Source organism: Sphingomonas canadensis, assembly GCF_026013525.1.
GTDB classification, from domain to species: Bacteria; Pseudomonadota; Alphaproteobacteria; order Sphingomonadales; family Sphingomonadaceae; genus Sphingomonas; species Sphingomonas canadensis.
This window is the reverse complement of sequence record NZ_JAPDRA010000005.1, coordinates 140,071-162,733: the sequence shown is the minus strand read 5'-3', so window position 1 is coordinate 162,733 and position 22,663 is coordinate 140,071. Positions and strand designations below refer to the sequence as shown.

General features: G+C 68.8%; 26 protein-coding genes, 1 tRNA gene and 1 other RNA gene. 11 read left to right on the top strand and 17 right to left on the bottom strand.

Translation table 11 applies throughout. The features are described from left to right. The first annotated feature begins 67 nt into the window (after positions 1 to 67). Positions 68 to 1,669 (top strand): glycosyltransferase family 39 protein, encoded by a 1,602-nt coding sequence (locus OM513_RS12190; protein WP_264944609.1) that lies wholly within the window; start codon positions 68 to 70, stop codon positions 1,667 to 1,669. Between the two features lie 85 nt (positions 1,670 to 1,754). Here OM513_RS12190 and OM513_RS12185 read toward each other — a convergent pair whose 3' ends face one another. The 4 genes from OM513_RS12185 to OM513_RS12170 are packed head-to-tail and all read right to left on the bottom strand — an operon-like array spanning position 1,755 to position 4,765. After that, the gene (locus tag OM513_RS12185) at positions 1,755 to 2,576 is read right to left on the bottom strand and encodes an inositol monophosphatase family protein (protein WP_264944608.1); all 822 of its coding nucleotides are present in this window, start codon (positions 2,574 to 2,576) and stop codon (positions 1,755 to 1,757) included. A gap of 3 nt (positions 2,577 to 2,579) precedes the next feature. Then, positions 2,580 to 3,539 (bottom strand): hypothetical protein, encoded by a 960-nt coding sequence (locus tag OM513_RS12180; RefSeq protein WP_264944607.1) that lies wholly within the window; start codon positions 3,537 to 3,539, stop codon positions 2,580 to 2,582. 3 nt (positions 3,540 to 3,542) lie between these two features. After that, complete coding sequence (efp, locus tag OM513_RS12175) at positions 3,543 to 4,106, bottom strand: elongation factor P (protein ID WP_264944606.1); 564 nt, start codon at positions 4,104 to 4,106, stop codon at positions 3,543 to 3,545. A 38-nt stretch (positions 4,107 to 4,144) separates the two neighbouring features. Next, positions 4,145 to 4,765, bottom strand: a complete 621-nt coding sequence (locus tag OM513_RS12170) for a M23 family metallopeptidase (protein WP_264944605.1) — start codon at positions 4,763 to 4,765, stop codon at positions 4,145 to 4,147. Between the two features lie 185 nt (positions 4,766 to 4,950). On the opposite strand from OM513_RS12170, the gene OM513_RS12165 reads away from it, so the two are divergent. Further along, entirely contained in the window at positions 4,951 to 6,033 is a 1,083-nt protein-coding gene (locus tag OM513_RS12165; protein WP_264944604.1) for a potassium channel family protein, read from the top strand. Positions 6,034 to 6,103: 70 nt separating this feature from the next. On the opposite strand, the gene thiE is transcribed toward OM513_RS12165, so the two are convergent. Genes thiE through OM513_RS12145 form a run of 4 tightly spaced genes read right to left on the bottom strand, consistent with a single transcriptional unit; the run spans position 6,104 to position 8,806 of the window. After that, positions 6,104 to 6,793 carry a thiamine phosphate synthase gene (gene thiE, locus OM513_RS12160; RefSeq protein ID WP_264944602.1) on the bottom strand — a complete coding sequence of 230 codons (690 nt, stop codon included), beginning with the start codon at positions 6,791 to 6,793 and terminating at the stop codon, positions 6,104 to 6,106. A 42-nt stretch (positions 6,794 to 6,835) separates the two neighbouring features. Further along, the gene (locus OM513_RS12155) at positions 6,836 to 7,501 is read right to left on the bottom strand and encodes an O-methyltransferase (RefSeq protein ID WP_264944600.1); all 666 of its coding nucleotides are present in this window, start codon (positions 7,499 to 7,501) and stop codon (positions 6,836 to 6,838) included. Continuing rightward, a complete protein-coding gene (locus tag OM513_RS12150; protein ID WP_264944598.1) occupies positions 7,498 to 7,890 on the bottom strand; it encodes a putative quinol monooxygenase in 393 nt (130 codons plus the stop codon). Before OM513_RS12150 ends, OM513_RS12155 begins: the two co-directional genes overlap by 4 nt. Before the next feature lies 1 nt (position 7,891). Then, positions 7,892 to 8,806 carry a class I fructose-bisphosphate aldolase gene (locus OM513_RS12145; protein ID WP_264944597.1) on the bottom strand — a complete coding sequence of 305 codons (915 nt, stop codon included), beginning with the start codon at positions 8,804 to 8,806 and terminating at the stop codon, positions 7,892 to 7,894. Between the two features lie 170 nt (positions 8,807 to 8,976). Between OM513_RS12145 and OM513_RS12140 the strand changes: the two genes are divergently transcribed. From OM513_RS12140 to OM513_RS12125, 4 genes are all read left to right on the top strand, one after another. After that, positions 8,977 to 9,492: a TlpA family protein disulfide reductase gene (locus OM513_RS12140; protein WP_264944596.1), complete on the top strand. Its 516-nt coding sequence runs from the start codon at positions 8,977 to 8,979 to the stop codon at positions 9,490 to 9,492. Between the two features lie 355 nt (positions 9,493 to 9,847). Next, positions 9,848 to 10,630, top strand: a complete 783-nt coding sequence (locus OM513_RS12135; RefSeq protein WP_264944595.1) for a hypothetical protein — start codon at positions 9,848 to 9,850, stop codon at positions 10,628 to 10,630. Positions 10,631 to 10,848: 218 nt separating this feature from the next. After that, a complete protein-coding gene (locus OM513_RS12130) occupies positions 10,849 to 12,063 on the top strand; it encodes an MFS transporter (protein ID WP_264944594.1) in 1,215 nt (404 codons plus the stop codon). Positions 12,064 to 12,097: 34 nt separating this feature from the next. Next, a complete protein-coding gene (locus OM513_RS12125) occupies positions 12,098 to 13,072 on the top strand; it encodes a PAS domain S-box protein (RefSeq protein ID WP_264944592.1) in 975 nt (324 codons plus the stop codon). A 7-nt stretch (positions 13,073 to 13,079) separates the two neighbouring features. Here OM513_RS12125 and OM513_RS12120 read toward each other — a convergent pair whose 3' ends face one another. The 5 genes from OM513_RS12120 to tkt are packed head-to-tail and all read right to left on the bottom strand — an operon-like array spanning position 13,080 to position 18,085. Continuing rightward, entirely contained in the window at positions 13,080 to 13,487 is a 408-nt protein-coding gene (locus OM513_RS12120; protein WP_264944591.1) for a hypothetical protein, read from the bottom strand. Between the two features lie 7 nt (positions 13,488 to 13,494). Beyond that, positions 13,495 to 14,688, bottom strand: coding sequence for a phosphoglycerate kinase (locus OM513_RS12115; RefSeq protein WP_264944590.1), 1,194 nt, complete (start codon positions 14,686 to 14,688; stop codon positions 13,495 to 13,497). Beyond that, complete coding sequence (locus tag OM513_RS12110) at positions 14,685 to 15,128, bottom strand: MOSC domain-containing protein (RefSeq protein ID WP_264944589.1); 444 nt, start codon at positions 15,126 to 15,128, stop codon at positions 14,685 to 14,687. The genes OM513_RS12115 and OM513_RS12110 overlap by 4 nt, the downstream gene beginning before the upstream one ends. Beyond that, positions 15,125 to 16,132: a type I glyceraldehyde-3-phosphate dehydrogenase gene (gene gap, locus OM513_RS12105; RefSeq protein WP_264944588.1), complete on the bottom strand. Its 1,008-nt coding sequence runs from the start codon at positions 16,130 to 16,132 to the stop codon at positions 15,125 to 15,127. Before gap ends, OM513_RS12110 begins: the two co-directional genes overlap by 4 nt. 18 nt (positions 16,133 to 16,150) lie before the next feature. Beyond that, positions 16,151 to 18,085 (bottom strand): transketolase, encoded by a 1,935-nt coding sequence (gene tkt / locus OM513_RS12100; RefSeq protein WP_380916331.1) that lies wholly within the window; start codon positions 18,083 to 18,085, stop codon positions 16,151 to 16,153. A 168-nt stretch (positions 18,086 to 18,253) separates the two neighbouring features. Here tkt and OM513_RS12095 point away from each other — a divergent pair, with 168 nt between their 5' ends. The 5 genes from OM513_RS12095 (at position 18,254) to OM513_RS12080 (ending at position 19,753) form a co-directional block, all read left to right on the top strand. After that, positions 18,254 to 18,442, top strand: coding sequence for a hypothetical protein (locus OM513_RS12095; protein ID WP_264944584.1), 189 nt, complete (start codon positions 18,254 to 18,256; stop codon positions 18,440 to 18,442). After that, positions 18,442 to 18,744, top strand: coding sequence for a cell division protein ZapA (locus OM513_RS12090; protein ID WP_264944582.1), 303 nt, complete (start codon positions 18,442 to 18,444; stop codon positions 18,742 to 18,744). The genes OM513_RS12095 and OM513_RS12090 overlap by 1 nt, the downstream gene beginning before the upstream one ends. 76 nt (positions 18,745 to 18,820) lie before the next feature. Next, positions 18,821 to 18,976: non-coding RNA, 6S RNA (gene ssrS, locus OM513_RS20875), on the top strand. A gap of 13 nt (positions 18,977 to 18,989) precedes the next feature. After that, on the top strand, positions 18,990 to 19,547 hold the full coding sequence (locus OM513_RS12085; RefSeq protein ID WP_264944581.1) for a 5-formyltetrahydrofolate cyclo-ligase: 558 nt from the start codon (positions 18,990 to 18,992) through the stop codon (positions 19,545 to 19,547). Further along, on the top strand, positions 19,529 to 19,753 hold the full coding sequence (locus tag OM513_RS12080) for a DUF2842 domain-containing protein (RefSeq protein ID WP_264944579.1): 225 nt from the start codon (positions 19,529 to 19,531) through the stop codon (positions 19,751 to 19,753). The genes OM513_RS12085 and OM513_RS12080 overlap by 19 nt, the downstream gene beginning before the upstream one ends. Before the next feature lie 45 nt (positions 19,754 to 19,798). Here the strand turns inward: OM513_RS12080 and OM513_RS12075 are convergent, their stop codons facing one another. The 4 genes from OM513_RS12075 to OM513_RS12060 form a co-directional block, all read right to left on the bottom strand. Further along, a complete protein-coding gene (locus OM513_RS12075; RefSeq protein ID WP_264944577.1) occupies positions 19,799 to 20,584 on the bottom strand; it encodes a hypothetical protein in 786 nt (261 codons plus the stop codon). Between the two features lie 173 nt (positions 20,585 to 20,757). Then, positions 20,758 to 21,114: a PRC-barrel domain-containing protein gene (locus OM513_RS12070; RefSeq protein WP_264944576.1), complete on the bottom strand. Its 357-nt coding sequence runs from the start codon at positions 21,112 to 21,114 to the stop codon at positions 20,758 to 20,760. A 104-nt stretch (positions 21,115 to 21,218) separates the two neighbouring features. Further along, positions 21,219 to 21,295, bottom strand: a tRNA-Asp gene (locus OM513_RS12065). 57 nt (positions 21,296 to 21,352) lie between these two features. Next, on the bottom strand, positions 21,353 to 22,576 hold the full coding sequence (locus OM513_RS12060) for an AI-2E family transporter (protein WP_380916332.1): 1,224 nt from the start codon (positions 22,574 to 22,576) through the stop codon (positions 21,353 to 21,355). Positions 22,577 to 22,663: the final 87 nt, after the last annotated feature.

The following is a 22,663-nucleotide window of genomic DNA, read 5'->3' as shown; positions in this document are numbered from 1 at the left end:
CCGGTCTTTCCCCGGCCCGTGCGGTAAATCCACGATTTTCTAAATCCATGGTGCTAGGACCCGCGCGATGCATCCGCGTATTGCCCTTCCCCTGCCCATCGCCTCGGCAATTCTCTTCGGCTTCCTCGCGCTCGCCCTGTGCTGGGCGACGGGCGGGCTGAGCCCCAGCCTGATCCACCCAGACGAAGGCGCGCATTACGTCAACGCGCTGTTCGTGGGTGACTGGATCCGCGCCGGATTCCCGAACCCGCTCGCCTTCGCACAGGAATATTACGCCCACTTCCCGCGTCTTTCGATCGGCCACTGGCCGCCGGGCTGGTATCTGGCGGAAGCGCCGCTGTTCGCGCTGTTCCGCCCCTCGCCCGCGGGCGCGCTGGCAATCTCGGCCTTCGCGGCGGGGCTGCCGGCGTTCGTGATCGTCTGGGCGCTGGCACGGATCGGCCACCCGATGATGGGGCTCGCGCTCGGCGGTCTCTATCTGCTGCTGCCGCTGTCGATGGAAAACGCCCGCTACCTGCTGCTCGATCAGCCGGTGGCGCTGGCCGTGGCGCTGGCGGCGATCGCGTGGATGCGGGTGATGGAGTCGCCCACGATAACGCGGATGCTGGTGTTCGCGCTGTTCGCCGCGGCGGCGCCGCTGGTGAAGGGCAACGGCGCGCTGGTGGCGCTGATCCCGGCGATCGACATCGCGCTCAACCAGCGCTGGCCGCTGCTGAAACGGCGCGCCCTGTGGGTGGCGGCGGCGGTTGCGATCCTGCTGGTCGCGCCCTGGTATTGGATATCGATGAAGGTGTCGGCGGGCGGCTTCGTCTATCAGCCGGGGCTTGGCTATGCCTGGATGGCGCTATGGGCGAATCTGCGCGCGCTGTGGGACAATCTGGGCATGGCGCTGGTGCTGGCGGCGGTGGGCGCCGCCCCGGCGTTCCGCGAGCATGCCGGCGCGGCCGAACAGCGGATCGCCCGGCTGGCGCTGTCGGTGATCGGCGCGACGCTGCTGTTCCAGTCGGCGGTGCCGGCGGCGGTGGAACCGCGCTATATCGCGCCGATGCTGCCCTGGGCGGTGATACTGGCGGGAATGGGCCTCTCCGCCCTGTGGCGGATGGGCACGGGCGCGACGGTTACCGCCGGGCTGCTGTGCGTGCTGGGCGTGCTGCCGACCGTCGCCGGGCTCACCCGGCTGGACGCCAAGACCGATATCGGGGCGCCCGCGATCGCAGGCGCGATGGTGCGCACCGGCGGACTGTGGATGGTGGACGGCCGCGCCGGGGGCGAAGGCGCGCTGATCGCCGCGGCCGCGCATGCCGACGGCGGGGCACGCAAGCTGTGGGTGGTCCGCGCATCGCAATGGCTGTCGGCCAGCGACTTCCTGGGCCGCGACTACCGGCTCACCGCCGCCACGCCCATGGAGGCGCGTACCGTGCTCGACCGGATCGGAGCCGCGGGCGTCGCATCGGTCTATGAGCGCGACCAATATGCCTATCCGCACAGCCGCGTGCTGCGCGGGGCGGCCGGCCCCGGCTTCGCCCGCGCCCAGCCCCGCTTCGCACGCGGCAGCGGCAGCGTGCTGGTTGCCGCGCGCACGGCGCCGGTGGTGCCGAACCTGCCGCTGATCGAACAGAATATGGGTTCGGCCAACGCCGCGAAGATGCGCGAGGCGCTGGGGCGTTAACGCCGTTGTCCGGCTTCGCGGGAGCGGTGCCAGCCCGCTCCCTCATCCCGCTACCCGGCGGCAGCGTGATGCCGCAAGCCGGGAATCAGGCGTTACGCAGCGCCCCGGCCACGATCTTGTGCAGCTTCGAATGCAGCGCATCGTTGGCGGCAAGGAACTCGCTGCGCTCCATCGCCCGGTCGGCGCCGCGGAAATCGCTGACGAAGCCGCCCGCCTCGCGCACCAGCAGCATGCCGGCCGCGACGTCCCACGGCTTCAGATGCGATTCCCAATAGCCGTCGTAGCGGCCCGCCGCCACCCAGGCGAGGTCGAGCGCGGCCGAACCCAGCCGGCGGATGCCCGCCACCTCCGGCGCCACCGCGCCGAAGATACGGGTCCATTGCGCGAAATCGCCATGACCCAGGAACGGGATGCCGGTGGCGATCAGCGCCTCGTCCAGATGCCGCCGCGCCGATACGCGCAGCCGCTGGTCCTGCAACCAGGCGCCCCGGCCCTTCTCGGCCCAGAAGCTCTCGTCGGTGAGCGGCTGATAGACCAGGCCGTGCGTCACCTCCGGCTTGCCCTGCGCGCCGCGGGGGTCCTCCACCGCGATGGAAATGGCGAAATGGGGGATGCCGTGCAGGAAGTTGCTGGTGCCGTCGAGCGGATCGATGATCCAGCGGGGCTTGTCGGGGTCGCCCTCGATCACGCCCGCTTCCTCGACCAGAAAGCCCCAGTCGGGCCGCGCCTTGCGCAGTTCCTCGATCAGCGTCTCTTCGGCGCGCTGATCGGCCTGGCTGACGAAATCCGCCGGCCCCTTGCGGCTGACCTGAAGGTGCTGGACCTCGTTGAAGTCACGCCGCAGCCGCGGCGCGGCCTTGCGCGCCGCGCGGTCCATGACGGTGATAAGGCCTGAGTGCGCAACCATATTCTATTCCAGAAGAGTAAGTGCCTGCGCGACATCGCGTCCCGCTTGCAGAATGGAAAACTCGGCATCGCCGAGGGCATTGAGAAGCCGCGGCAGCACTGCGGGATCGGATGCGGCCGCGGCAGCATCGAGCGCGTCGGCCGCCGCGTCGCCCTTGGCCGCCACGGTGCCGAACGCCTTGTCGATCGCAGCGATGAACCGCTGAAGCTTCGGGTCGCCGGTCCGCCGCGCCGACGCACGAAGCGAAACGCTTTCGAGCTTCCAGGCGGCACGCAAACGGGCGGCGGCCGCCCGCGCGTCCCTCGACTGCTTCGCGAGTTCGGCCGGTAGTGCGGGCGAAGGCGCTTGCGGATCGTCGGTCATCGCCGCGAGCATTCCGCGCGCGATGACCAGCCGGATGTCGAGCATCGCCAGGTTGCTCTCCTGCGGCTTCGACTGCCGGAACAGTTCGAGCAACAGTATCTGGCCGTCGAGGATGCTCCCGGCTGCCTGACGGGCCTCCCGCATGCGCGCCTGCGCCAGGGCATCATCACCGGCCAGGCCCGCCTCGAGCGCGTCTTCCACCTTCTGCAGATAGCCGACGGCGCCATCCACCGACGCGACCGAACGATCGATCAGCTCGCGCGAATCAAGGTTCAGCGCATCCTCGAACGCGCCGGGCATGTCCGGAAGGCTCGCGATCGCCCTGCGCGCCTGCGCCGCCGCGGCCTTCATCCGCGACAGGCACTCCTGCATGCCCACGATCAGGCGCGGCGATACGGGATCGCCTTCCTCGCGATCCTGCATCAACCGGGTGACCTCGCCGAGCATGGGCGAGCATTGCTGGTGGCTGTCCAGAACCGGCTGCTGCGCCGCGCTGAGCTGCTGAGCCCATGCGACGAATTCCTGCACCGCCGCCTGAGATTGCGCCGCGGCGGTGCCCGGGAACAGGGCCAGAATCAGGGCGAGCAGCAGCGCGCGCACGGCTCAGTCCGCGCGCTTGACGTAGGTCTGCTCGTAGACGTCCACCACGATGCGCGTGCCGGCGGTGATGTGCGGGGGCACCATCACGCGGACGCCGTTGTCGAGCAGCGCGGGCTTATACGACGAAGAGGCGGTCTGCCCCTTCACCACCGCGTCGGCCTCGACGATCGTCGCCTCGATCTGGTTGGGGAGCTGAACGTTGATCGGCTCCTCCTCATACAGCTCCATCACCACGTCCATCCCGTCCTGCAGGAAAGCCGCGGCATCGCCGAGCAGATCGCGCGGAAGGCTGATCTGGTCGTAGGTTTCCTTGTCCATGAAGGTGAGCTGGTCGCCGTCCGCGAACAGGAACTGGAAATCCTTGGTGTCCAGCCGCACGCGCTCCACCGTCTCGGCCGAGCGGAAGCGGACGTTGTTCTTGCGCCCGTCGCGCAGGTTCTTCAGCTCCACCTGCATATAGGCGCCGCCCTTGCCGGGCTGGGTGTGCTGGATTTTCACGGCACGCCAGATGCCGCCTTCATATTCGATGATGTTGCCGGGACGGATGTCCACGCCGCTGATCTTCATGGGATCGACCTGTAAGCTGAGAAAGAGCGAGCGGGCCTTTAGCCGCCGCCGCCCGTCCCCGCAAGCAGCGGATAGGCGTTCACCGCCTCGCCCTGCCACCAGCCCTCGCCCGGCGCCATGCGCGACAGGCCGAAATGCAGGTGGAAACTGCCCTTCGCCGCATTGCCGGTATCGCCGACGAAGGCGATCACCTGCCCTGCCTTCACCTGCACGCCCTCCGCGATGCCGGGGGCATAGCCCTTGAGGTGCGCGTAATAATAGCTCCAGCGCCGGTCGGGTGAGCGGACGTAGAGCGTGATCCCGCCGCCGCCGTTGGAGAAGAACAGCTTTTCCACCGTCCCCGCCGCCGCGGCCAGCACCGCCGTTCCTTCCGGCGCCATGATGTCGGTGCCCTGGTGGCGCCGCAGCCCGCCGTGGCGCGAAGCGCCCCAGCTATCGACCAGCGCGCCGCGGCCGACGCCCGCGACCGGGATCAGCAGCGGCGGATGATCGGCCGCCTCCCCGCCCGGCGCGGCCGCGCCATGCGGCTGCGTCATCGCATGCGGGCCGCCCGCGCCGTGCGGCGCCGTCAGGTGCGCCATGGCCGCGAAGAAGGCGAGCATCGAGAACATGGCCCCGCCTATCACGAACCGGATCGCCACGTCGCGCCTAGCCGCCACGGCCCGGCGACGCCCGGAACCGGCCCGGCGCATCGGCGCGCCCGCGCCATCGCATGGGATCGCCCCCGCGCATCCCCTTCCCCCTTCGCTTCCCGTAACGATTGTACGCGGTGCGCAGCTTTTTCCAACCATCGCGGCGCTTCCGCCGCTGGACACTGCCCCGCGAAGGCCGCAAACCGATGGCGATGCGATCGATCATTCGCGATGCGGAGAGCGTGCTCGGCTCCCCGCTGCGCAACCTTACCTGGATCCTGGGCTTCGTGGCCGCGGTGGCCTCGGCAAGCACCATCGCCTATGTCGCCGCCGGCTGGAGCCTGATCGACGCCAGCTACATGGTCGTCCTTACCGTCTTCTCGGTCGGCTATGGCGAGGTGCGGCCGATCGACACCCCCTATCTCCATGCCGTCACGATGCTCACCATGGTGTTGGGCTGCACGGGGATGATCCTCTTCACCGGCGCGCTCGTGCAATATTTCACCGAGCTGCAGATTCGCCAGATCTTCGGAGCCAATCGCATGGAGAACGAGATCCAGAAGCTCTCCGGCCATGTCGTCATCTGCGGCTATGGCCGGATCGGGATGATGCTGGCGAAGGACCTGAAGGCCGCCGGCATGCCGCTGGTGGTGATCGAGCGCGGCGGCGCACGCCACAGCGAGGCGCAGGAAGCCGGATATATGTGTATCACCGGCGACGCGACCGAGGAGGACGTGCTGATCCATGCCGGCGTGGAGCGTGCCCGCGCGCTGGCGACGGTGCTGCCGGACGACGCGGCGAACGTGTTCATCTCGCTCTCCGCGCGGGCGCTGAACCCGGAAATCGAGATCATCGCCCGCGGCGAGGCGCCCACCACCGAGCGCAAGCTGCGCAACGCCGGGGCCGATCACGTGATCTTCCCCACCCATATCGGCGCCGAGCGGATCGCGCGGATGATCCTGTTCCCCGCCAGCGAGGGGCTGGACACCGACGAGCGGCTGGGCAGCGCACGGCGCGAGGTCGGCGCGCTGGGGCTCGACCTTGAGCGCGTGGTGGTGTCGCCCGATTCGGCGATGAGCGGGCTGACGGTCGAGGCCGCGGAGCGCATCGCCAACGGCGCGCTGTTCGTCGTCGAGATCGAGCGCGCGGGCGGCCGCCGCATCGCCCGCCCGGCGAGGGACGAGACGATCGAGGGCGGCGACACGGTGACCGTGCTGCTGCGCGACACGGCGCGGGCGGCGCGCACGCTGTTCACCGCCCGGCGCGAGATGCGCGCGGGGCGCATCCGGTTCTAGGGTGGATTTCGGTTAGATGGAACGCGCCCCGGCGAAGGCCGCCGAGGCGCAAGGGAACGTCCTCGCCCGGCTATTTCGCGCCGAGCACCTCGCCGAAACGCCGCACCGCCTCTGCCTCGTCCCCGTTCCACACCGCGCCGGAGACCGCCAGGAAATCGGCCCCCGCCTTCACCAGCGGCGCCGCATTCTCCGGCGTGATCCCGCCGATCGCGACACAGGGCAGCTCGAACAGGGTGCTCCACCACGACAGGATCGAGGGATCGGGCCGGTGCCGGGTCTCTTTCGTGGCGGTGGGATAGAAGGCGCCGAACGCGACATAATCGGCCCCGGCGTCGCCCGCCTCCATCGCCAGGTGACGGCTGTCGTGGCAGGTGACGCCGATCTGCGCGCCCGGCCCCAGGATGCTGCGCGCCTCCCGGGCGTCGCCGTCCTGCTGGCCCAGATGGACGCCATCCGCGCCCAGCCGCTTGGCCAGGCTGACGCTGTCGTTGACGATGAACGCCACCTCATGCGCGGCGCAGATCCGCTGCAGCGGCTCCGCCAGCCGTGCCGCCTCATGCTGGTCCAGCCCCTTCACGCGGAACTGGAAGGCCGCCACCGGCCCTGCGGCAAGCGCACGTTCCAGCCGCGCCGGAAAGTCGCCGCCCACATCGGGCGGGGAGATCAGGTAGAGCTGGCACGGCGGCCGCCTGTCGTCGCGTTCGAACTGCGCCGCGAAACCGGGATCGAGCGGGCCGAGGATATCGTCATCGTCTTCCATCCGCGCGGGACTAGCCCGATGGCGCGCGATGCGGAAGCCGGATCAGTTCACCACCCCGAGCAGGAACCCGTCCCACTCCTTGCAGCCCACGGTCTGGATCGCGGTGGCGCTGATGCGCGGCTCGGCCGCCAGCGCCGCGAACAGCGCGCGCGTGCCCTGGACCCTGGGGTCCGCGCTGTCCGCCTCCAGCACCCGGCCCTCGCGCACCACATTGTCGAACACCAGCACCGTGCCCGGCCGCGAAAGCGCCAGCGCGGCGTGCAGATAGGGGACGTTGCTGGGCTTGTCCGCATCGACGAAGACGAGATCGAAGGGCGCCTCCCCCGCCGCGATCATCGCCGTGAGCGTTTCCATGGCGGGGCCGGTGCGGACATCGCAGCGCTCCACCACGCCCGCAGCCGCAAGATTGGCCTGCGCCACCGCGGCATAGCCCGGGTCCAGCTCCAGCGTCACCAGCCGCCCGCCCTCGGGCAGCGCGCGCGCGAGCCAGATGGTGGAATATCCGCCCAGCGTGCCGATCTCCAGGATGCGCCGCGCACCCGCCATCCGGGCGAACAGGTGGATCATCTTCCCCTGGGCGGGCGACACGTCCATCGGCGGCAGCCCGGCCGCCGCATTGGCCGCCAGCGCGGCGGCAAGGCCATCGTCCTGCACAACGAGATGCTGCTCGATAAAGGCGTCGACGGCCGCAGGGGCCGGATCGCTCACCGGCCGGGTATTCCCGCCACCGGCCGCATCTCCGCGTTCAGATCGAAGCTGGCGATCAGCCGCCGCCCCACGGAAATCGCCGCCTGCACCGCGGGCAGGCTCAACGAGGCATGGTGCGCCTCGCGGCTCGCCCAGACCTCGGTCACCCAGATGATGTCCGGATCGGCGGCATCCTCGCCCAGAATATAGGCCAGGCAGCCCGGAATATCCTGCGAACTGCCGCCCAGCACCGTCAGCAGCGCGTCGCGCTGGCCGGGATGCGCGCGGATCTTGCCGATCAGGCCGAAGAGGACGTCCTCTTCCTCCATCCCCGCCTCCGCGCGCGCCAGTGCGGGGGCGCCCGCCACCGCCAGCGCCAGGCCGGCGAGCAGCGGGCGCCGCCCGATCACCTTATTCCTCGCCCTTGTAGATGCGGACGAGCTTGTCGAGCATCGCCATCGCCTCGCCGCGCTCGCGCTGGAAGGTGTTGCGGCCGATGATCGATCCGTTGCCGCCGCCGTCGCGGATGTCGATCGCGTCCTGATAGACCGCGTCGGCGCCCTTGGCCGCGCCGCCCGAGAAGACGACGATGCGGCGGCCGTTGAAGCAGGACTTCACGACATGCGCGACGCGATCCGACTGTTTCGACCAGTCGGTGCCCTCATAGGCCTTCTGCGCGTCCTTTTGCTCGATATGGTTCGACGGCAGCTTCACCTTGATGATGTGCGCGCCCAGCAGCGCCGCCATGTGCGCGGCATAGGCGCCGACATCGAGCGCCAGCTCGCCCGACTTGGGCAGCGCGCCGCCGCGCGGATAGGACCAGAGCACGGTGGCGATGCCTACCGACTTCGCCTCGGCGGAGAGCTCCTTGATCTCCTCCATCATGTCGAAACAGTCGTCGCTGCCCGGATAGATGGTGAAGCCGATCGCCGAGCAGCCCAGGCGCAGCGCATCGTCCACCCCGCCGGTCAGCGCCTGGTTCGCGCCGGTCGCCCAGCTATTGGAGCTGTTGCACTTCAGGATCGTCGGGATCTGGCCGGCGAAGGTGTCGGCCCCCGCCTCCAGCATGCCCAGCGGCGCGGCATAGGCCGACAGGCCGGCATCGATGGCGAGCTGGTAATGATAGTGCGGGTCATAGGCCGCGGGGTTCACCGCAAAGCTGCGCGCCGGGCCATGCTCGAAGCCCTGGTCCACCGGCAGGATGATCAGCTTGCCCGTGCCGCCCAGGCGGCCCTGCATAAGGATGCGGGCCAGGTTCGCCTTAACGCCCGGATTGTCGGACTCATAGTTCGCGAGGATGGCTTTGACGGCGGGCGTGATGCTCATGGGGTTCCCCTGATTCGACCGGAATTGCGGGCTCCGTATCGCAGTGCAGCGCAGCGCTCAAACATCTAATGTTCTGACAGCGTTGACCCATTTTTCGCCCTCCCCAAACGGCGGCGGTTGACGGCCGCCGTCAAACGCGGGAGCCTGAGCGGCGACAGGGGCAAGTTGCGATGACAAGACTGTTTTCCTCGCTGTTCGCCGCGGCGGCGCTGGTGCTGTGCACATCGGCGCTCCCGGCGCCCGAGCCGGTGGTCGGCCAGCCCGCGCCGGATTTCACGCTGACGCTGATCGGGGGCGGCAAGGTGAAGCTGTCGGAGATGCGCGGCAAGGTCGTGATCCTGAACTTCTGGGCCACCTGGTGCGGCCCCTGCAAGCGCGAGATCCCGCTGCTCGACGCCTATTACCGCAAGCGCCAGGATCGCGGGCTGATCGTCTATGCCGTGGCGACGGAGGACTCGCTGCCGCCGTTTCAGCTCCGCAAGCTGTTCGCGCAGATCGCCTATCCGCAGGCGCGCAGCATTCGCGGGCCGTATCGGACGCTGAACGGCGTGCCGACCAACTATGTGATCGGGCGTGATGGCAGGCTGCGCTACGCCGATGCCGGCGCCTTCACGCTGGAACAGATGAACCAGTTGCTCGTCCCCCTGCTCAACGAGCCGGTGCCGGCGGATGTCGCGGCGCGCTAACGCGCTTTCGCTACGGGTGGAATTGCCCCGCCGGCCTGAAATTGCCCCAAGGCTTGGGCCCGGGCTTCCGGCGGCCGAGCACCCTTTCCGAAGCGGCCTCCAGATGCTTGATAGATGCCTAATCTCCAAGCAATCGGTTACAGCGCAGGGTCACAGGACGCGCAACACCCGGAACCACGATCGGTGCAAGCCTTGCCATGCCGCAAGGCTAGCAGGGCGCTTCGGCACCAGAAATTAGTTATAATTCCCCCGAATTTTACGACTTTCACATGTAATCCTCGCCCGGCGGCTTCTCCTCCCCGAATAATCGCGTTACCTTATCCGCGCGCAGTTTTGGTAGGGAGGGGGCAATATCATGCGCGTTTCTGCATTTGCGATCGTCGTCGGGACCTTGTGGTCAAGCGCAGCGTCCGCTCAATGCGCCTCATACGTCGGGCAAACCGTCGCCCCTGTGCTCTTCGAGCAAGTCATTGCTTCATTCGGCAACATCGCGCCCAAGGGCGAGTTTGAGACGACAGCAGCCTATCAGGCGCGTGTCGCGGCGGCTGGCGGGGGCGGGCCACTGATCATCAGCAAGAAGCCCGAAGACCCCAAGTATTTCGCCTATGACGCGGACAACCAAGTTCTGCGTGTCCAGAGCTACGCATTCCACAACACCAACATCGGGTGGTGGGAGGCGTTCTACGAAGCGAAGCCCGCTGGCATCACCGCGAGCACGATGAGCAACATCGCAATCGTCATATCGCAAACGGAGAAAGCGAACGGCACCTACCGGGCGCAGAATAGCTACGGCGCGAGCACGGACGTAGTGAAAATCGATCGCACGACCTACTCGATCTTCGAGCGCGAAGCGCCTCCCGGGCAGTACAACGTCTTTGATGCCGAGAAGGACGGCAATCTAGGCTCGATCCCAATGGACATTGCGACAGCCCAACGAACGAAGCCGACACTCCGGATCGCGTTCGTCGTTGTGCCGAAAGCCCCTTACTTGGTTGAAGGAACCCATTCGGTCGGTCGAGTTACCGTCAGCAATCCGCGCGACGTGACGGAGCATTTCAAGATCATGATCGCCGACTTGCAGTGCGGCCTGCTCATGGACAGCGTGAACAAGGTGCTCGCCGCCTATCCTACGCGGTAGCGGGGAATTCCGGGGACACGCACTATAATCGCCCAACCCGCGGAGTTGCTCGGCAGAGCAAGGGCGCAAGCCGCCATATCCTCCGATATGCCCCACCGTTCCTCCAGCGGAGACCATAAGCCGGCCGGTGCAGCCGCGCATGAAGTGGGTGAAGCAACGGGCGCGCCAAGGCCCACCCCCTCGCCCCACTTGATTTCCGCACCGCCACGGTCAACGGCATGGCGATGCGAAGCGACGCCAACGGTTCCGCGCTCACCCCGGCGCTCCTGCTGCTGATGGCGCTGGCCTGCGGATCGATGTCCGCGAACCTCTATTATGCACAGACGCTGATCGACCAGATCGGGCCGGAGATCGGCCTGTCCCACCAGATGGCGGGCACCATCACCACGCTGACCCAGCTCGGCTACGGCGCCGGGCTAGCGCTGCTGGTGCCATTGTCGGATCTGGTGGAGAACAAGCGGCTGGTGCTGATCGCCACGGGTGGGGCGATCCTGGGCTGCCTGGGCATCGCGCTTTCGGGCGGGGCGGCAGACTTCCTGGCCTTTTCGCTGCTCACGGGGCTGTGCTGCTGCGGCGCGCAGGTGCTGGTGCCGCTGGCGGCGCATCTGAGCGCGCCCGAACGGCAGGGCCAGTCGGTGGGGCTGGTGATGAGCGGGCTGCTGACGGGCGTGATGCTCGCGCGGCCCGCGGCCAGCTTCATCGCCAGCCTGGCGGGGTGGCGCTGGGTGTTCTTCGGGTCCGCCGGACTGCTCGCGGTGGTGGCGCTGTCGCTCGCGCTGATGCTGCCCGGCCGCCGGCCGCCGCGCGGGCCATCCTATGGCGCGATCCTGGCATCGGTCGTCGCGCTGGCCGCGCGGCACCGCCAGCTCAGGCTGCGCGCGATCTATCAGGCGCTGATGTTCGGCGCGTTCAACCTGTTCTGGACCGCCGCGCCGCTGACGCTGCTCAACGACATGGGGCTGAGCCAGCGCGCCGTGGCCGCGTTCGCGCTGGCGGGCGCAGGCGGCGTGCTGGTGGCGCCGCTGGCGGGCTGGTTGTCCGATCGCGGGCTGATGCGCGGGACGACGCTGGCGGGGTTCGCGATCCTCGCCCTCTCCTTCCTGGCCGCCGACGCCGCCGTCGCGGCGGGCAGCGTGCTGGTGTTCGCGGTTACCGCGATCCTGGTCGATGGCGCGGTGCAGATGAGCCAGGTGACCGGCCAGCGTATCATCTTCGCGATCGATCCGGCCGCGCGCGGGCGGATCAACGCGGTGTACATGACCGTGATGTTCGGCTTCGGCGGGCTGGGATCGCTGATCGGCACCGCCACCTATGCGGCGGGCGGGTGGCACCTCTCCGCGCTGGCGGGCGCGGCGATGGGCGGGGTAGCGCTGGCGCTGATGCTGGCGATCGATCGCCCCGCGAAGGACGGCACGGCGGATTGTGGCGGTTGAGCGCTTCCGATAGGCTGTCCGCAAAAGAGGGCGCATGACGATCAGCCATCCGGTTTCCCACCATCGCCGGACGTTCGAGCTTGCCGCGTCGGGGCTGGCGCGCGTCGGCCGCGATGGGACGCTGATCGACGTCAACCAGAGCTTCGCAGATATGATGGGCTATCCGCGCGACGCGCTGATCGGCACCAACTTCCGCGACATCACCCATCCGGAGGACCTGCAGGGCAACGAGGACCTGCTGGGCGATGCGCTGGCCGGCCGGATAAACGGCTATCGCATGCAGAAACGCTATCTGCGCGGCAACGGCGAGACGCTGTGGGCGGACCTGAACGTCTCGGTGGAGCGCGACGAGCGGGGCGTGCCGGTCAGCATGATCTCGATCGTCACCGACATCAGCGCCCAGAAGCGCGCCGAGGAACGGACGAGCTTCCTGATGGGCGAGCTCTCGCACCGTTCGAAGAATCTCTACGCGATCGTCCTCAACATCCTGCAGCAGACCGACGCGGAGAGCGTGGAGGCGTATCGCGAGGCGATATCCGGCCGGATCATGGGCCTTTCCGCCTCGCAGGATCTGATGCTGGCGGAGGGCACCCATACGACGCTGGGCGAGCTGGTCCGCCGCCAGCTCGGCGCGTTCGTGGCGCCGGGGGACCCGCGCCTGGCGCTTGCGGGCGAGGACCCGCCGCTGGCCAGCCACGCGGTGCGCGTGCTGGGCATGGCGCTGCATGAACTGGCGACCAATTCCTGCAAATATGGCGCGCTCTCCACGCGCACGGGAACGGTGACCGTCACCTGCGACGAGGATCCCGCCGATGCCGCATGGATCGTGCTGCGCTGGATCGAGTCCGGGGGACCCGCGGTGGTGCCGCCGGAGACATCGGGCTTCGGCCGCCAGGTGATCGAGCGGATGGTGTCGCGCGCGCTGGGGGCGGACGCCGCGATCCGCTTCGATCCGGCGGGACTGGCCTGGCACTGCCGCGTGCGCCGCACGGTGCTGGCGCAGGAGTGACCGCGGCTCAGCCGCGATGGCGCGGATCGGGGCCGGTCAGCCGCCAGTCCCCGCCCTGCCCCCCGCCAACGCGCGCGAAGCCGATCACCTGCTCGTCGTTGACCGATTCCTGCCGGTAGCAGAAGCGCGCCCGCTCCCCCTCGACCAGCACCAGCCACAGCAGCGCATCGTCGCCATAGGGCCAGCCTGGCTGCGCGCGCAGCCAGGCCCGTGCCTCGCCGTCGAGCGCGTCGAGGCCGCCGAGCAGCGACCGCGCCGCATCGACAGCATCGGGCAGCGGCGCATCGTCCGCCACCGGCAGCGAGAGCGTAAGCACGCCCTCCGCCCGCTCGATATCGAACTCCGCCTCGCCGGGGTAGAAGCGCGGCGAGGCGGCGTCGAACTGCGCGGGATAGGAAAGCGCCGCGCCGGTCACACGGGCATCAGCGCGCCAGCGCGGCGACGCCGGGCAGCTCCTTGCCCTCCATCCACTCCAGGAAGGCGCCGCCGGCGGTGGAGACGAAGGTGAAATCATCCGCCACGCCCGCCACGTTCAGCGCCGCAACCGTATCGCCGCCGCCCGCGACCGAGACGAGCTGCCCTTCGCGGGTCAGCGCCGCCGCGGTCTTGGCCAGCGCCACGGTCGCCTCGTCGAACGGCTGGGTCTCGAACGCGCCCAGCGGGCCGTTCCACACCAGCGTGCGGCACGTCTTGAGCACGTCGGCCAGCGCCTCCACGGCGGCGGGGCCGACGTCCAGGATCATCTCGTCCGCCGCCACCTCATGCACGTTGCACACGCGCAGGCTGGGCGGGTTGGCGGCGAACTCCTTCGCCACCACCACGTCATAGGGCAGGTGGACGGTGCAGCCGGCCTGGTCGGCCGCCTCCAGGATCGCGTCGGCGGTGCCGGTCAGATCGTGCTCGCACAGGCTCTTGCCCACGTCCACGCCGCGCGCCGCCAGGAAGGTGTTGGCCATGCCGCCGCCGATGATCAGGTGATCCACCTTGGCCACCAGATGCTTGAGCACGTCGAGCTTGGTCGAGACCTTGGCCCCGCCGACCACCGCCGCCACCGGATGCTCCGGGCTGCCCAGCGCCTTGTCCAGCGCGTCCAGCTCCGCCTCCATCTGGCGCCCGGCAAAGGCGGGCAGCCGATGCGCCAGCCCCTCGGTGGAGGCGTGCGCGCGGTGCGCGGCGGAGAAGGCGTCATTGACATAGAGATCGCCCAGCGCGGCAAGCCGCTCGATCGCCTCGGGCGTGTTCTTCTCCTCGCCCGCGTCGAAGCGGGTGTTCTCCAGCAGGCCGATCTCGCCATCCGCCATCGACGCGATCGTCGCGGCGGCATCCTGATCGTCGACGAAGCGGACCGGCCGGCCGAGCACCTGGGCAAAGGGCTGGGTGACCAGCGCCAGGCTCATCTCGGGCACGCGCTGGCCCTTGGGGCGGCCGAAATGGGCGAGGACGATCACCTTGGCGCCCTTGTCCGCCAGCTCGGCGACGGTGGAGACGGCCGCGCGCAGCCGGGTGTCGTCGGTCACCTGCCCGTCCGCCATCGGCACGTTCAGGTCCTCGCGCACCAGCACGCGCTTGCCCGCGATGGCGCCCATATCGTCGAGAGTCTTGAAAGCCCGCGTCATTGCTCGATCCTTATCGCGTCGCCCACGGCGATCTCGCCGCCGGCGATCACCTTGCCCCCTGCCCCGCCGCGCCAATCGGGCTCCAGCGCCACGCGCAGGCCCGGCGCCAGCGCGTCCATGCGCGCGCAGGGATCGATCTCGGTACGAAGCTCGATCACCACGTCCGCGCCGATGCGCACGCGCACGCCGCCGCCATGGGGCAGGTCGAAATCCTCGACCAGCAGGTTGGCGCGGCGCTGCCACCAGGGCAGGTCCGCGCCAGCCTCGGCCGTGGCGGCGGCCCAGTCGCCGGCCTCGATCAGCGAGACCTGGCGCTTGTTCTTGCCGCCGTTGCGATCGCCCTCCACGCCGCCTTCGGGAGTCACGCGGACGCGATCGAGCAGCTCGATCGGCCCGCGCGATTCCGCGTGGCGCGCGATTCCGGCGATCCTGCCGGTCACCCCAGCTTCGCCATCGCCGAAGCGGTGTCGACCATGCGGTTCGAGAAGCCCCATTCGTTGTCGTACCAGCTCACGACGCGGACCAGCTTGCCGTCGATCACCGCGGTCTCAAGGCTGTCGACGGTCGAGCTGGCGGGGGTGTGGACGATGTCGATCGAAACCAGCGGCTCGTCCGAATAATAGAGCACGCCCTTCAGCGGTCCGCTCTCCGAAGCCGCCTTCAGCAGCGCGTTGACCTCTTCCTTGGTCGTGTCGCGCTTCGGCGTGAACGTCAGGTCGACCAGCGATCCGTCCGGCACGGGAACGCGGATGGCGGAGCCGTCCAGCTTGCCCTTCAGCTCCGGCAGCACCTCGCCCACCGCACGGGCGGCGCCGGTGGTGGTCGGGATCATGCTCATCGCCGCGGCGCGGGCGCGGCGCAGGTCGTCGTGGATCTGGTCCAGGATCTTCTGGTCGTTGGTATAGGCGTGGACCGTGGTCATCAGGCCGCGCTCGATGCCGATCGCGTCGTTCAGCACCTTGGCCACCGGCGCCAGGCAGTTGGTGGTACAGCTCGCGTTGGAAACGATCGTGTGGCCCGCCTCCAGCTTGTCGTGGTTCACGCCATAGACGACCGTCAGGTCCACGTTCTTGCCCGGGGCGGAGATCAGCACCTTCTTGGCGCCGGCGGCGATATGCTTCTCGCAGCTCGCGCGATCGGTGAAGAAGCCGGTGCATTCCAGCACCAGATCGACGCCGTTGGCGGCATGCGGCAGGTTGGCCGGATCGCGCTCCTTGGTCACCTTGATGCGCTTGCCGTCGATGATGATGTCGTCGCCATCGGCGGAAACGGTGCCCGGATATTTGCCGTGGACGCTGTCGCGGCTGAACAGCCAGGCGTTGGACTTGGCATCGGCCAGGTCGTTGATCGTCACCAGCTCAAGCCCGCTTTCCGGACGCTCCAGGATGGCGCGCGCCACCAGGCGCCCGATACGTCCGAACCCGTTGATCGCAACCTTGGTCATGCCCTGCTTACTCCGTGCTTATAGTTTCGCGATGATCTGCGGCGTGATCGCCCCGGCGGTCAGGCCGAAATATTCGTACAGCGCGTCGCCCGGGCCGGATGCGCCGAACCGGTCGATGCCGAAGTTCAGCCCATCGAGCCCGGTATAGCGTTCCCAGCCCAGCGTCGTGCCGGCCTCGATCGAGACCTTGAGCGCGTCCGCCGGTAGCAGATCGGAACGATAAGCCGCAGGCTGCGCGTCGAACAGCGACCAGCAGGGCATCGACACCACGTCCGCGCCCACGCCCTGCGCCGCCAGCGCATCGGCCACGGCAACGGCGATGGCCACTTCCGATCCGGTCGCGATCAGCACCACCTTGCGATCGCCCTGCGCGGCGCGCAGGCGATAGGCGCCCTTCGCGCTGCGATTGGAGGAGGCGGACCAGTTCTCGTCGCCCGCACCGCGAAGCTGCGGCAGGTTCTGGCGCGAAAGCGCGAGTACCGAGGGCGCATCGGTCGATTCGAGCGCCAGCGCCCAGCATTCCGCGGTCTCGATCGTGTCGGCGGGGCGGAACACATGCAGGTTGGGTATCAGGCGCAGGCTGGTGAGATGCTCCACCGGCTGGTGCGTCGGCCCGTCCTCGCCCAGCCCGATCGAATCGTGGGTGAAGACATAGACCACGCCCACCCGCTGCAGCGCCGAGAGGCGGACGGCGTTGCGGCAATAGTCGCTGAACACCAGGAAGGTGCCGCCATAGGGCACCACGCCGCCATGCAGCGCCATGCCGTTCATCGCGGCGGCCATGCCGAATTCGCGGATGCCGTAATAGAGGTAGCGGCCGCCGTAATTCTCGGCGGTCAGCGGGCCGGTCGCCTTGGTCTTGGTGTTGTTCGATCCGGTCAGGTCGGCCGATCCGCCGATCAGGTGCGGGATCGCCGCGGTCAGCGGCTCGAGCGCCATTTCGGAGGCCTTGCGCGTCGCGACCTTCTGCGGCTCGGCGGCGAGCTTCGCGATGAAGCCCTCCAGCGCGGGCGCGGCCAGGCTGGCGACGGTCATCGTCCGCTCCAGGAACTCGTGGCGGCGCGGGTCCGCGGCGAGGCGCGCTTCCCATTCGCCATGCAGCCCGGCGCCGCGGCGGCCCGCCTCCAGCCAGGCGGCGCGGATATCCGCGGGCACCTCGAACGGCGGCCAGTTCCAGCCCAGCGTCTCCCGCGCGGCCGCGACTTCGGCGGCACCGAGCGGCGAACCATGCGTCTTCGACGTGCCCTGGACGTTGGGCGCGCCCTTGCCGATGATCGTCTTGCAGCGGACCAGCGAGGGCCGCTCGTCGGCGATGGCCGCGTCGATGGCGGCGGCGATGCTGGCCGGATCATGGCCATCGCATTCCACCACATGCCATCCGGTCGCCCGGTAGCGCGCCGGCACGTCCTCGCTCGACGAGAGCGAGACCTTGCCGTCGATGGTGATGTCGTTGTCGTCCCACAGCACGATCAGCCGGCCGAGCTTCAGATGGCCGGCAAGCCCGATCGCCTCATGGTTGATGCCTTCCATCAGGCATCCGTCGCCCGCGATCGCCCAGGTGCGGTGATCGACCAGCGAATCGCCGAACTCGGCGTTCAGGTGGCGCTCGGCGATGGCCATGCCCACCGCCATCGCCAGCCCCTGGCCCAGCGGGCCGGTGGTGCATTCGACGCCGGGAAGCTCGAAATTCTCGGGATGGCCGGCGCAGGGGCTGCCGATCTGGCGGAACGCCTTGATGTCCTCGATCGTCGGCTGCGCATAGCCCGTCAGGTGCAGCAGCGAGTAGATCAGCATCGATCCGTGGCCCGCCGACAGCACGAAACGATCGCGGTCCGCCCATTTGGGATCGGCGGGATCGAACTTCAGATATTGCTGGAACAGCACGGTGGCGACATCGGCCATGCCCATCGGCATGCCCGGATGGCCGGAATTGGCGGCTTCCACCGCATCCATGGCCAGCGCGCGGATGGCGTTGGCGCAATTGGCGAAGCTGGTGGTCACTGTGTCTCCCCGGTCGGTGCGCCGCCGCCTTAGGGACCAGAAACCGCGCGCGTCAACCGGGTCGCCGAAAGCTGTGGGTAAAGGGCTTGCCGCCCGCCCCCGCCATGCTATCGCCGTGGCATGGCGGATACGTCGATCGACCGTATCGAAAAGGCCCTTGCCCGGATCGAGGCCGCTGCCGCCGCGCGGGCATCTTCCGCCGAACGGCTGGCCGCGCGCCACGAGGCGCTTCGTACCAAGGTGGAGGCGGCTGTGGCATCGCTCGACGCGCTGATCGCGCGCGAAGCCGCCGCGCGTGAGGAAGGCTGATGGCACAGGTTACGCTCCGCATCGCCGGGCGCGAGCACAGCATCGCCTGCCGCGATGGCGAGGAGGCGCATCTCCAGCGCCTGGCCGCCATTCTCGATGCGCATGCGGAAACGGCGACGCGCGCGTCGGGCGGACTCAACGGCGAACGGACGATGCTGTTCATCGCGCTGATCCTGGCCGACCAGATCGACGAGATGCGACGCAACCCGGCCCAGGGCCTACCGCCCGAGCTGCTCGATCGCATCGCCGAGCGGCTGGAGGCGGTGGCCGGCGCGCTGGAGGAAGATCACAAAGCGAACTGAGCTTTTGCGCAACCGATCGCGACGGCGCCCCCGCCCCATTGCACACCCCCGTCCCAGCCCCTAGATAGACCAACGGCGGGCACTGCCCGGTACGAGCCTCGGCATTATCCCTGAGGCGATTCATCTTCCATGGGAGCTGTCCCTGTGCAGATCCTGGTCTGTCACACATGGTTCCCACCTGACGTTTACGGCGTCAGAGGATATTCTGGCAAACGGCCATGGCGGTCCCGCCACCGCTACATTCCATGATCCAGCTCCACGACAAAAAGGCCCTGCGCGCCCGGCTGCGCGCCGAACGCGACCTGTTCGCGACCGAGGCGAGCGCCGCGGTGACCCCGCCGGACGCCTTTGTGGAACGGCTGCGGCGCGGCATGGTCGTCACCAGCTATCTGCCGCTGGGCAGCGAGGCCGATCCGGCGATGCTGGCCGCCGCGGCGGCCGAGCACGGCTGCGCGCTGGCGCTGCCGCATGTCGCGGACAAGGCGACGCCGATGCGCTTCCTGGCCTGGCATCCCGGCGATGCGCTCGCGCCCGGGCCGTTCGGCCTGCGCCAGCCGACGGGGGACGAAGAGGTGACGCCCGACGTGATCCTCACCCCGCTGGTCGGCTTCGACGCGCGGCTCAACCGGCTGGGCCAGGGCGCCGCGCATTACGACCGCGTCTTCGCGCGCTATCCGGACGCATGGCGCGTCGGCGTCGCCTGGTCGGTTCAGGAAGTACCCGCCATCCCCACCGAGATGTGGGACGTGCCGCTGCAGGCGGTGATCACCGAGAAAGGCATGTTGTGTCACAAGGAGAGCTAGGCCCGAGCTGGCGCAAGCCCGCGGGCGCGCTGCTGATCGTCGGGATGATCGTGCTGCTGGCCGTGGCGGTGGGCACCTTCGCGACGGAGATCGGGCGGCTGCCGATCCTGGTGCAGCTCCCCGTCTATGTCGTCGCGGGCATCGTGTGGGTGCTGCCGCTGAAGCCGCTGCTGCGCTGGATGGAAACGGGGCGCTGGCGCGACTGAACGCGCCAACGCCCCGGTCAGTACGGCTTGCCGGACCTCAGCGGGTCATTCGGCGGCCTGGACCCATTCGCCCTTTTCGTCCTTCGTCATCAGCGTGAACGATCCGGGATCGATGCTCCAGACGTCGGTGCCCATGTGGAAGAACCAGGAAAAGCCCTGGAACACGCGCCAGAAGGACATGCTGCCCTCCTCCTGAAAGCCATAGGGGCCGCAGTTGTAGCGCGGCTGGTCCTTCGGCAGCTTGGCGGCTTCGGCCGGGGTCAGGTCGACCACCACCGCGTCCTGGGGCATGCCCTCCCGCGTGTCCTTGCGCACCACGCATTTGGCGCGGTCGCCGGCGTTCTCGATCGACATGCGCGTGTTCGCCAGCAGCGCGGAAGTCGGGTCCGCCTTGTCCCCGGCGCTGAACACCTCGACCGCGATCAGCGGCTCCTCGCCCGCCTTGGCAGGGCCATAGGTCAGGTCAGCCTTGCGTGCGCCACCGGCATATTCCAGCGTGGTGTCGCTGCCTTCGCATTTGAGCGCGCGATAGAGCAGCACGTCGGTCGCGAACTGCAGTTCCTTCACATTCCATTCGCAGCCGTCGGGCGCCGCAAGCGGCTCTCCGGCGATATTGAGATAGTTGACCGCGCGGCCCGCGCAGATCTTGGTGATCGGCAGCCGCGGGCCATCGTCCGGGCAGCTCTCGTCCGCCGCCACGGGGGCCGCAGCCGCGACCGTGTTGGCAGCCTCCGCCATATTGGTCTCAGCGGCATTGTTCGCGGGCGCGCCGCCGCTGCACCCGGCCGTCATCACCGCCAGGCACCCGGCCAGAACCGTCATCTTTCGCATCGATTTCCCCCCACCCAAAGCTGATCCATGCGCGGCACCACCCTTCCCCGCGGCACCAGGCGGGCCGGATGCGACGATCGCAGCCGGCCCGCCCTGCATGAATGCCGTGCTATCCGCCCGGCCGGGTCCCGTGTAAAGCGCCCGGCTGAACGGGGGATTTCCCGTAACGGGCCTCAGGCGAGGATTCCGTAATAGCCATAGACGCGCGCGTCATAGTCGCGGTCGTAGCGCGGCTCCTCGCCGGTCTCATAGCTCGGCGCGCCCTCGATCTGCTCCTTCGACACGTTGACGACGTAGCCGCCGCGACCGGTGTCATAGGTCAGCGCCTTCCACGGCAGCGGATAGTGGCGGTTGCCGAAGCCGAACAGGCCGCCGAAGCCGAGCACCGCATATTCGGCCTGGCCCGATGCCTTGTCGACCATGAAGCGCTCCACCGTGCCCAGCCGCTCGCCGGCGGGATCGTAGACGGCGGTGCCCTCCACGCGATCGGAGGCGATCAGGCGATCGGGCACATGGGTTTCGGTATGCATCTGCGTTCTCCTGCTGGAACCCGCGATCGGCGCGGGGATGCGGGAAAAACGCATGGGCGCCATGGGGTTGCGCGCGGATACGGCGATGCGGGGGACTTGCGCGATGGCGCGAGTGACGGGGCTCGAACCCGCGACCTCCGGCGTGACAGGCCGGCGCTCTAACCAACTGAGCTACACCCGCTTGAACCAGCGAGGAGGCGGCCACTAGCCGCGCCCCCAAACCCTGTCAACAGTGGTTTCAACCCGATTGATCGAGCCCGCCCGGCCGCCGCGCCCGCGCGGACGATTGATCGCCCACCAGCGTGCCGTGTTCGAACAGGAAACCGGCGATGTCCGGCTTGCCCGCCGCGCTCATCACCGTCTGGATGATGATCAGCAACGGCACCGCCAGCAGCGCGCCCGTGGTCCCCCACACCCAGCCCCAGAAGCTGAGCGAGATCAGGATCATGATCGGATTGATCGTCAGCCGGTGGCCCACCACCAGCGGGGTGACCAGGTTCGCCTCGATCAGGTGCGCCACCACCATCACCACCGCGGGCATCAGCGCGGCGCCCAGCGTGCCGAAGGTCATCAGCCCGCCCACCGCCAGCAGCAGCGCGGCGATCACCGGCCCGAAATAGGGGATGTAGTTGAGCAGAGCGACGATGCCGCCCCACATCAGCGGCGTGGGCATGTTCAGCGCCGTCAACGCGCCCGCCACGATCAGCCCCAGCGTCAGGTTGATCAGCGTGATCGTGCCCAGATAGGCGGAGGTGTCGTCCACCACGTCCTGGATCACCCGCGCGGTGGCCATCGCCCCGCCGAAGCTGGCGCGGCTGGTGATCGCGCTGCGCCGCAGCCGCGTCCAGCCCGAAAGGAAGAAATAGATCACCAGGATCGCGAAGAACATCTCGATCAGCGCCGACGGCGCCGTGGTGGTGAACAGATCGAGCAGCGAGGTGGGCGGCGCCGCCACCGCCTGCACCGGCTGCTGCACCGGGCCGGAGGCGAAGTTGTGCAGCGTCTCGTTCACCCATTGCTGGATGTTGGCGTAATATTCGATCAGCGGCGCAAGGTTGTGCTGGATCTGGTCGATCCGGCTCGGCAGCTCCTGAAGCCAGCGCCACGCCGGCACGACGATCGACGCCAGCGCCACATTGGCCGCGACCAGGAACAGCAGCACGCAGGTGAACGCCGCGATCGGCGCGGGGACGCGGTGGCGCTCCAGCCATTCCAACAGCGGCACCAGCGCGATCGCGATCACCAGCGCGGCGGTGAGCGGCAGGAAGAACTGCGCGCCCTCCCGCAGCGCGAACGGCAGCGCCAGCACCAGCCCGATTCCCGCGATCAGCGTGAGCGCGGCGACCAGCCGGTCGCGCCGCTGGCCATCGCCCAGATTCTCGGCCGGATCGGCGGCGGGCGGCGGCGGAGGCACGGCGGCATAGGGCGGAATGCCGGTCTCCGCACCCGCCGCCTGGCCCATGCTGTCTGCTGCCTGTTCTTCCACTGCCTTCCCTCGCGTTCCATGGTCTAGCGCGCTTTGGCGGCACAGGGAATCCCGGCGCGGAAC

Bases quoted from the DNA above. Each gene is read 5' to 3' on its own strand.
- OM513_RS12190 (WP_264944609.1), top strand. From the start codon at position 68: ATGCATCCGCGTATTGCCCTTCCCCTGCCCATCGCCTCGGCAATTCTC.
- OM513_RS12185 (WP_264944608.1), bottom strand. From the start codon at position 2,576: ATGGTTGCGCACTCAGGCCTTATCACCGTCATGGACCGCGCGGCGCGC.
- efp (WP_264944606.1), bottom strand. From the start codon at position 4,106: ATGAAGATCAGCGGCGTGGACATCCGTCCCGGCAACATCATCGAATAT.
- OM513_RS12165 (WP_264944604.1), top strand. From the start codon at position 4,951: ATGCGATCGATCATTCGCGATGCGGAGAGCGTGCTCGGCTCCCCGCTG.
- thiE (WP_264944602.1), bottom strand. From the start codon at position 6,793: ATGGAAGACGATGACGATATCCTCGGCCCGCTCGATCCCGGTTTCGCG.
- OM513_RS12145 (WP_264944597.1), bottom strand. From the start codon at position 8,806: ATGAGCATCACGCCCGCCGTCAAAGCCATCCTCGCGAACTATGAGTCC.
- OM513_RS12140 (WP_264944596.1), top strand. From the start codon at position 8,977: ATGACAAGACTGTTTTCCTCGCTGTTCGCCGCGGCGGCGCTGGTGCTG.
- OM513_RS12135 (WP_264944595.1), top strand. From the start codon at position 9,848: ATGCGCGTTTCTGCATTTGCGATCGTCGTCGGGACCTTGTGGTCAAGC.
- OM513_RS12130 (WP_264944594.1), top strand. From the start codon at position 10,849: ATGGCGATGCGAAGCGACGCCAACGGTTCCGCGCTCACCCCGGCGCTC.
- OM513_RS12125 (WP_264944592.1), top strand. From the start codon at position 12,098: ATGACGATCAGCCATCCGGTTTCCCACCATCGCCGGACGTTCGAGCTT.
- OM513_RS12115 (WP_264944590.1), bottom strand. From the start codon at position 14,688: ATGACGCGGGCTTTCAAGACTCTCGACGATATGGGCGCCATCGCGGGC.
- gap (WP_264944588.1), bottom strand. From the start codon at position 16,132: ATGACCAAGGTTGCGATCAACGGGTTCGGACGTATCGGGCGCCTGGTG.
- tkt (WP_380916331.1), bottom strand. From the start codon at position 18,085: ATGGATGCGGTGGAAGCCGCCAATTCCGGCCATCCGGGCATGCCGATG.
- OM513_RS12095 (WP_264944584.1), top strand. From the start codon at position 18,254: ATGGCGGATACGTCGATCGACCGTATCGAAAAGGCCCTTGCCCGGATC.
- OM513_RS12090 (WP_264944582.1), top strand. From the start codon at position 18,442: ATGGCACAGGTTACGCTCCGCATCGCCGGGCGCGAGCACAGCATCGCC.
- OM513_RS12085 (WP_264944581.1), top strand. From the start codon at position 18,990: ATGATCCAGCTCCACGACAAAAAGGCCCTGCGCGCCCGGCTGCGCGCC.
- OM513_RS12075 (WP_264944577.1), bottom strand. From the start codon at position 20,584: ATGCGAAAGATGACGGTTCTGGCCGGGTGCCTGGCGGTGATGACGGCC.
- OM513_RS12070 (WP_264944576.1), bottom strand. From the start codon at position 21,114: ATGCATACCGAAACCCATGTGCCCGATCGCCTGATCGCCTCCGATCGC.
- OM513_RS12060 (WP_380916332.1), bottom strand. From the start codon at position 22,576: ATGGGCCAGGCGGCGGGTGCGGAGACCGGCATTCCGCCCTATGCCGCC.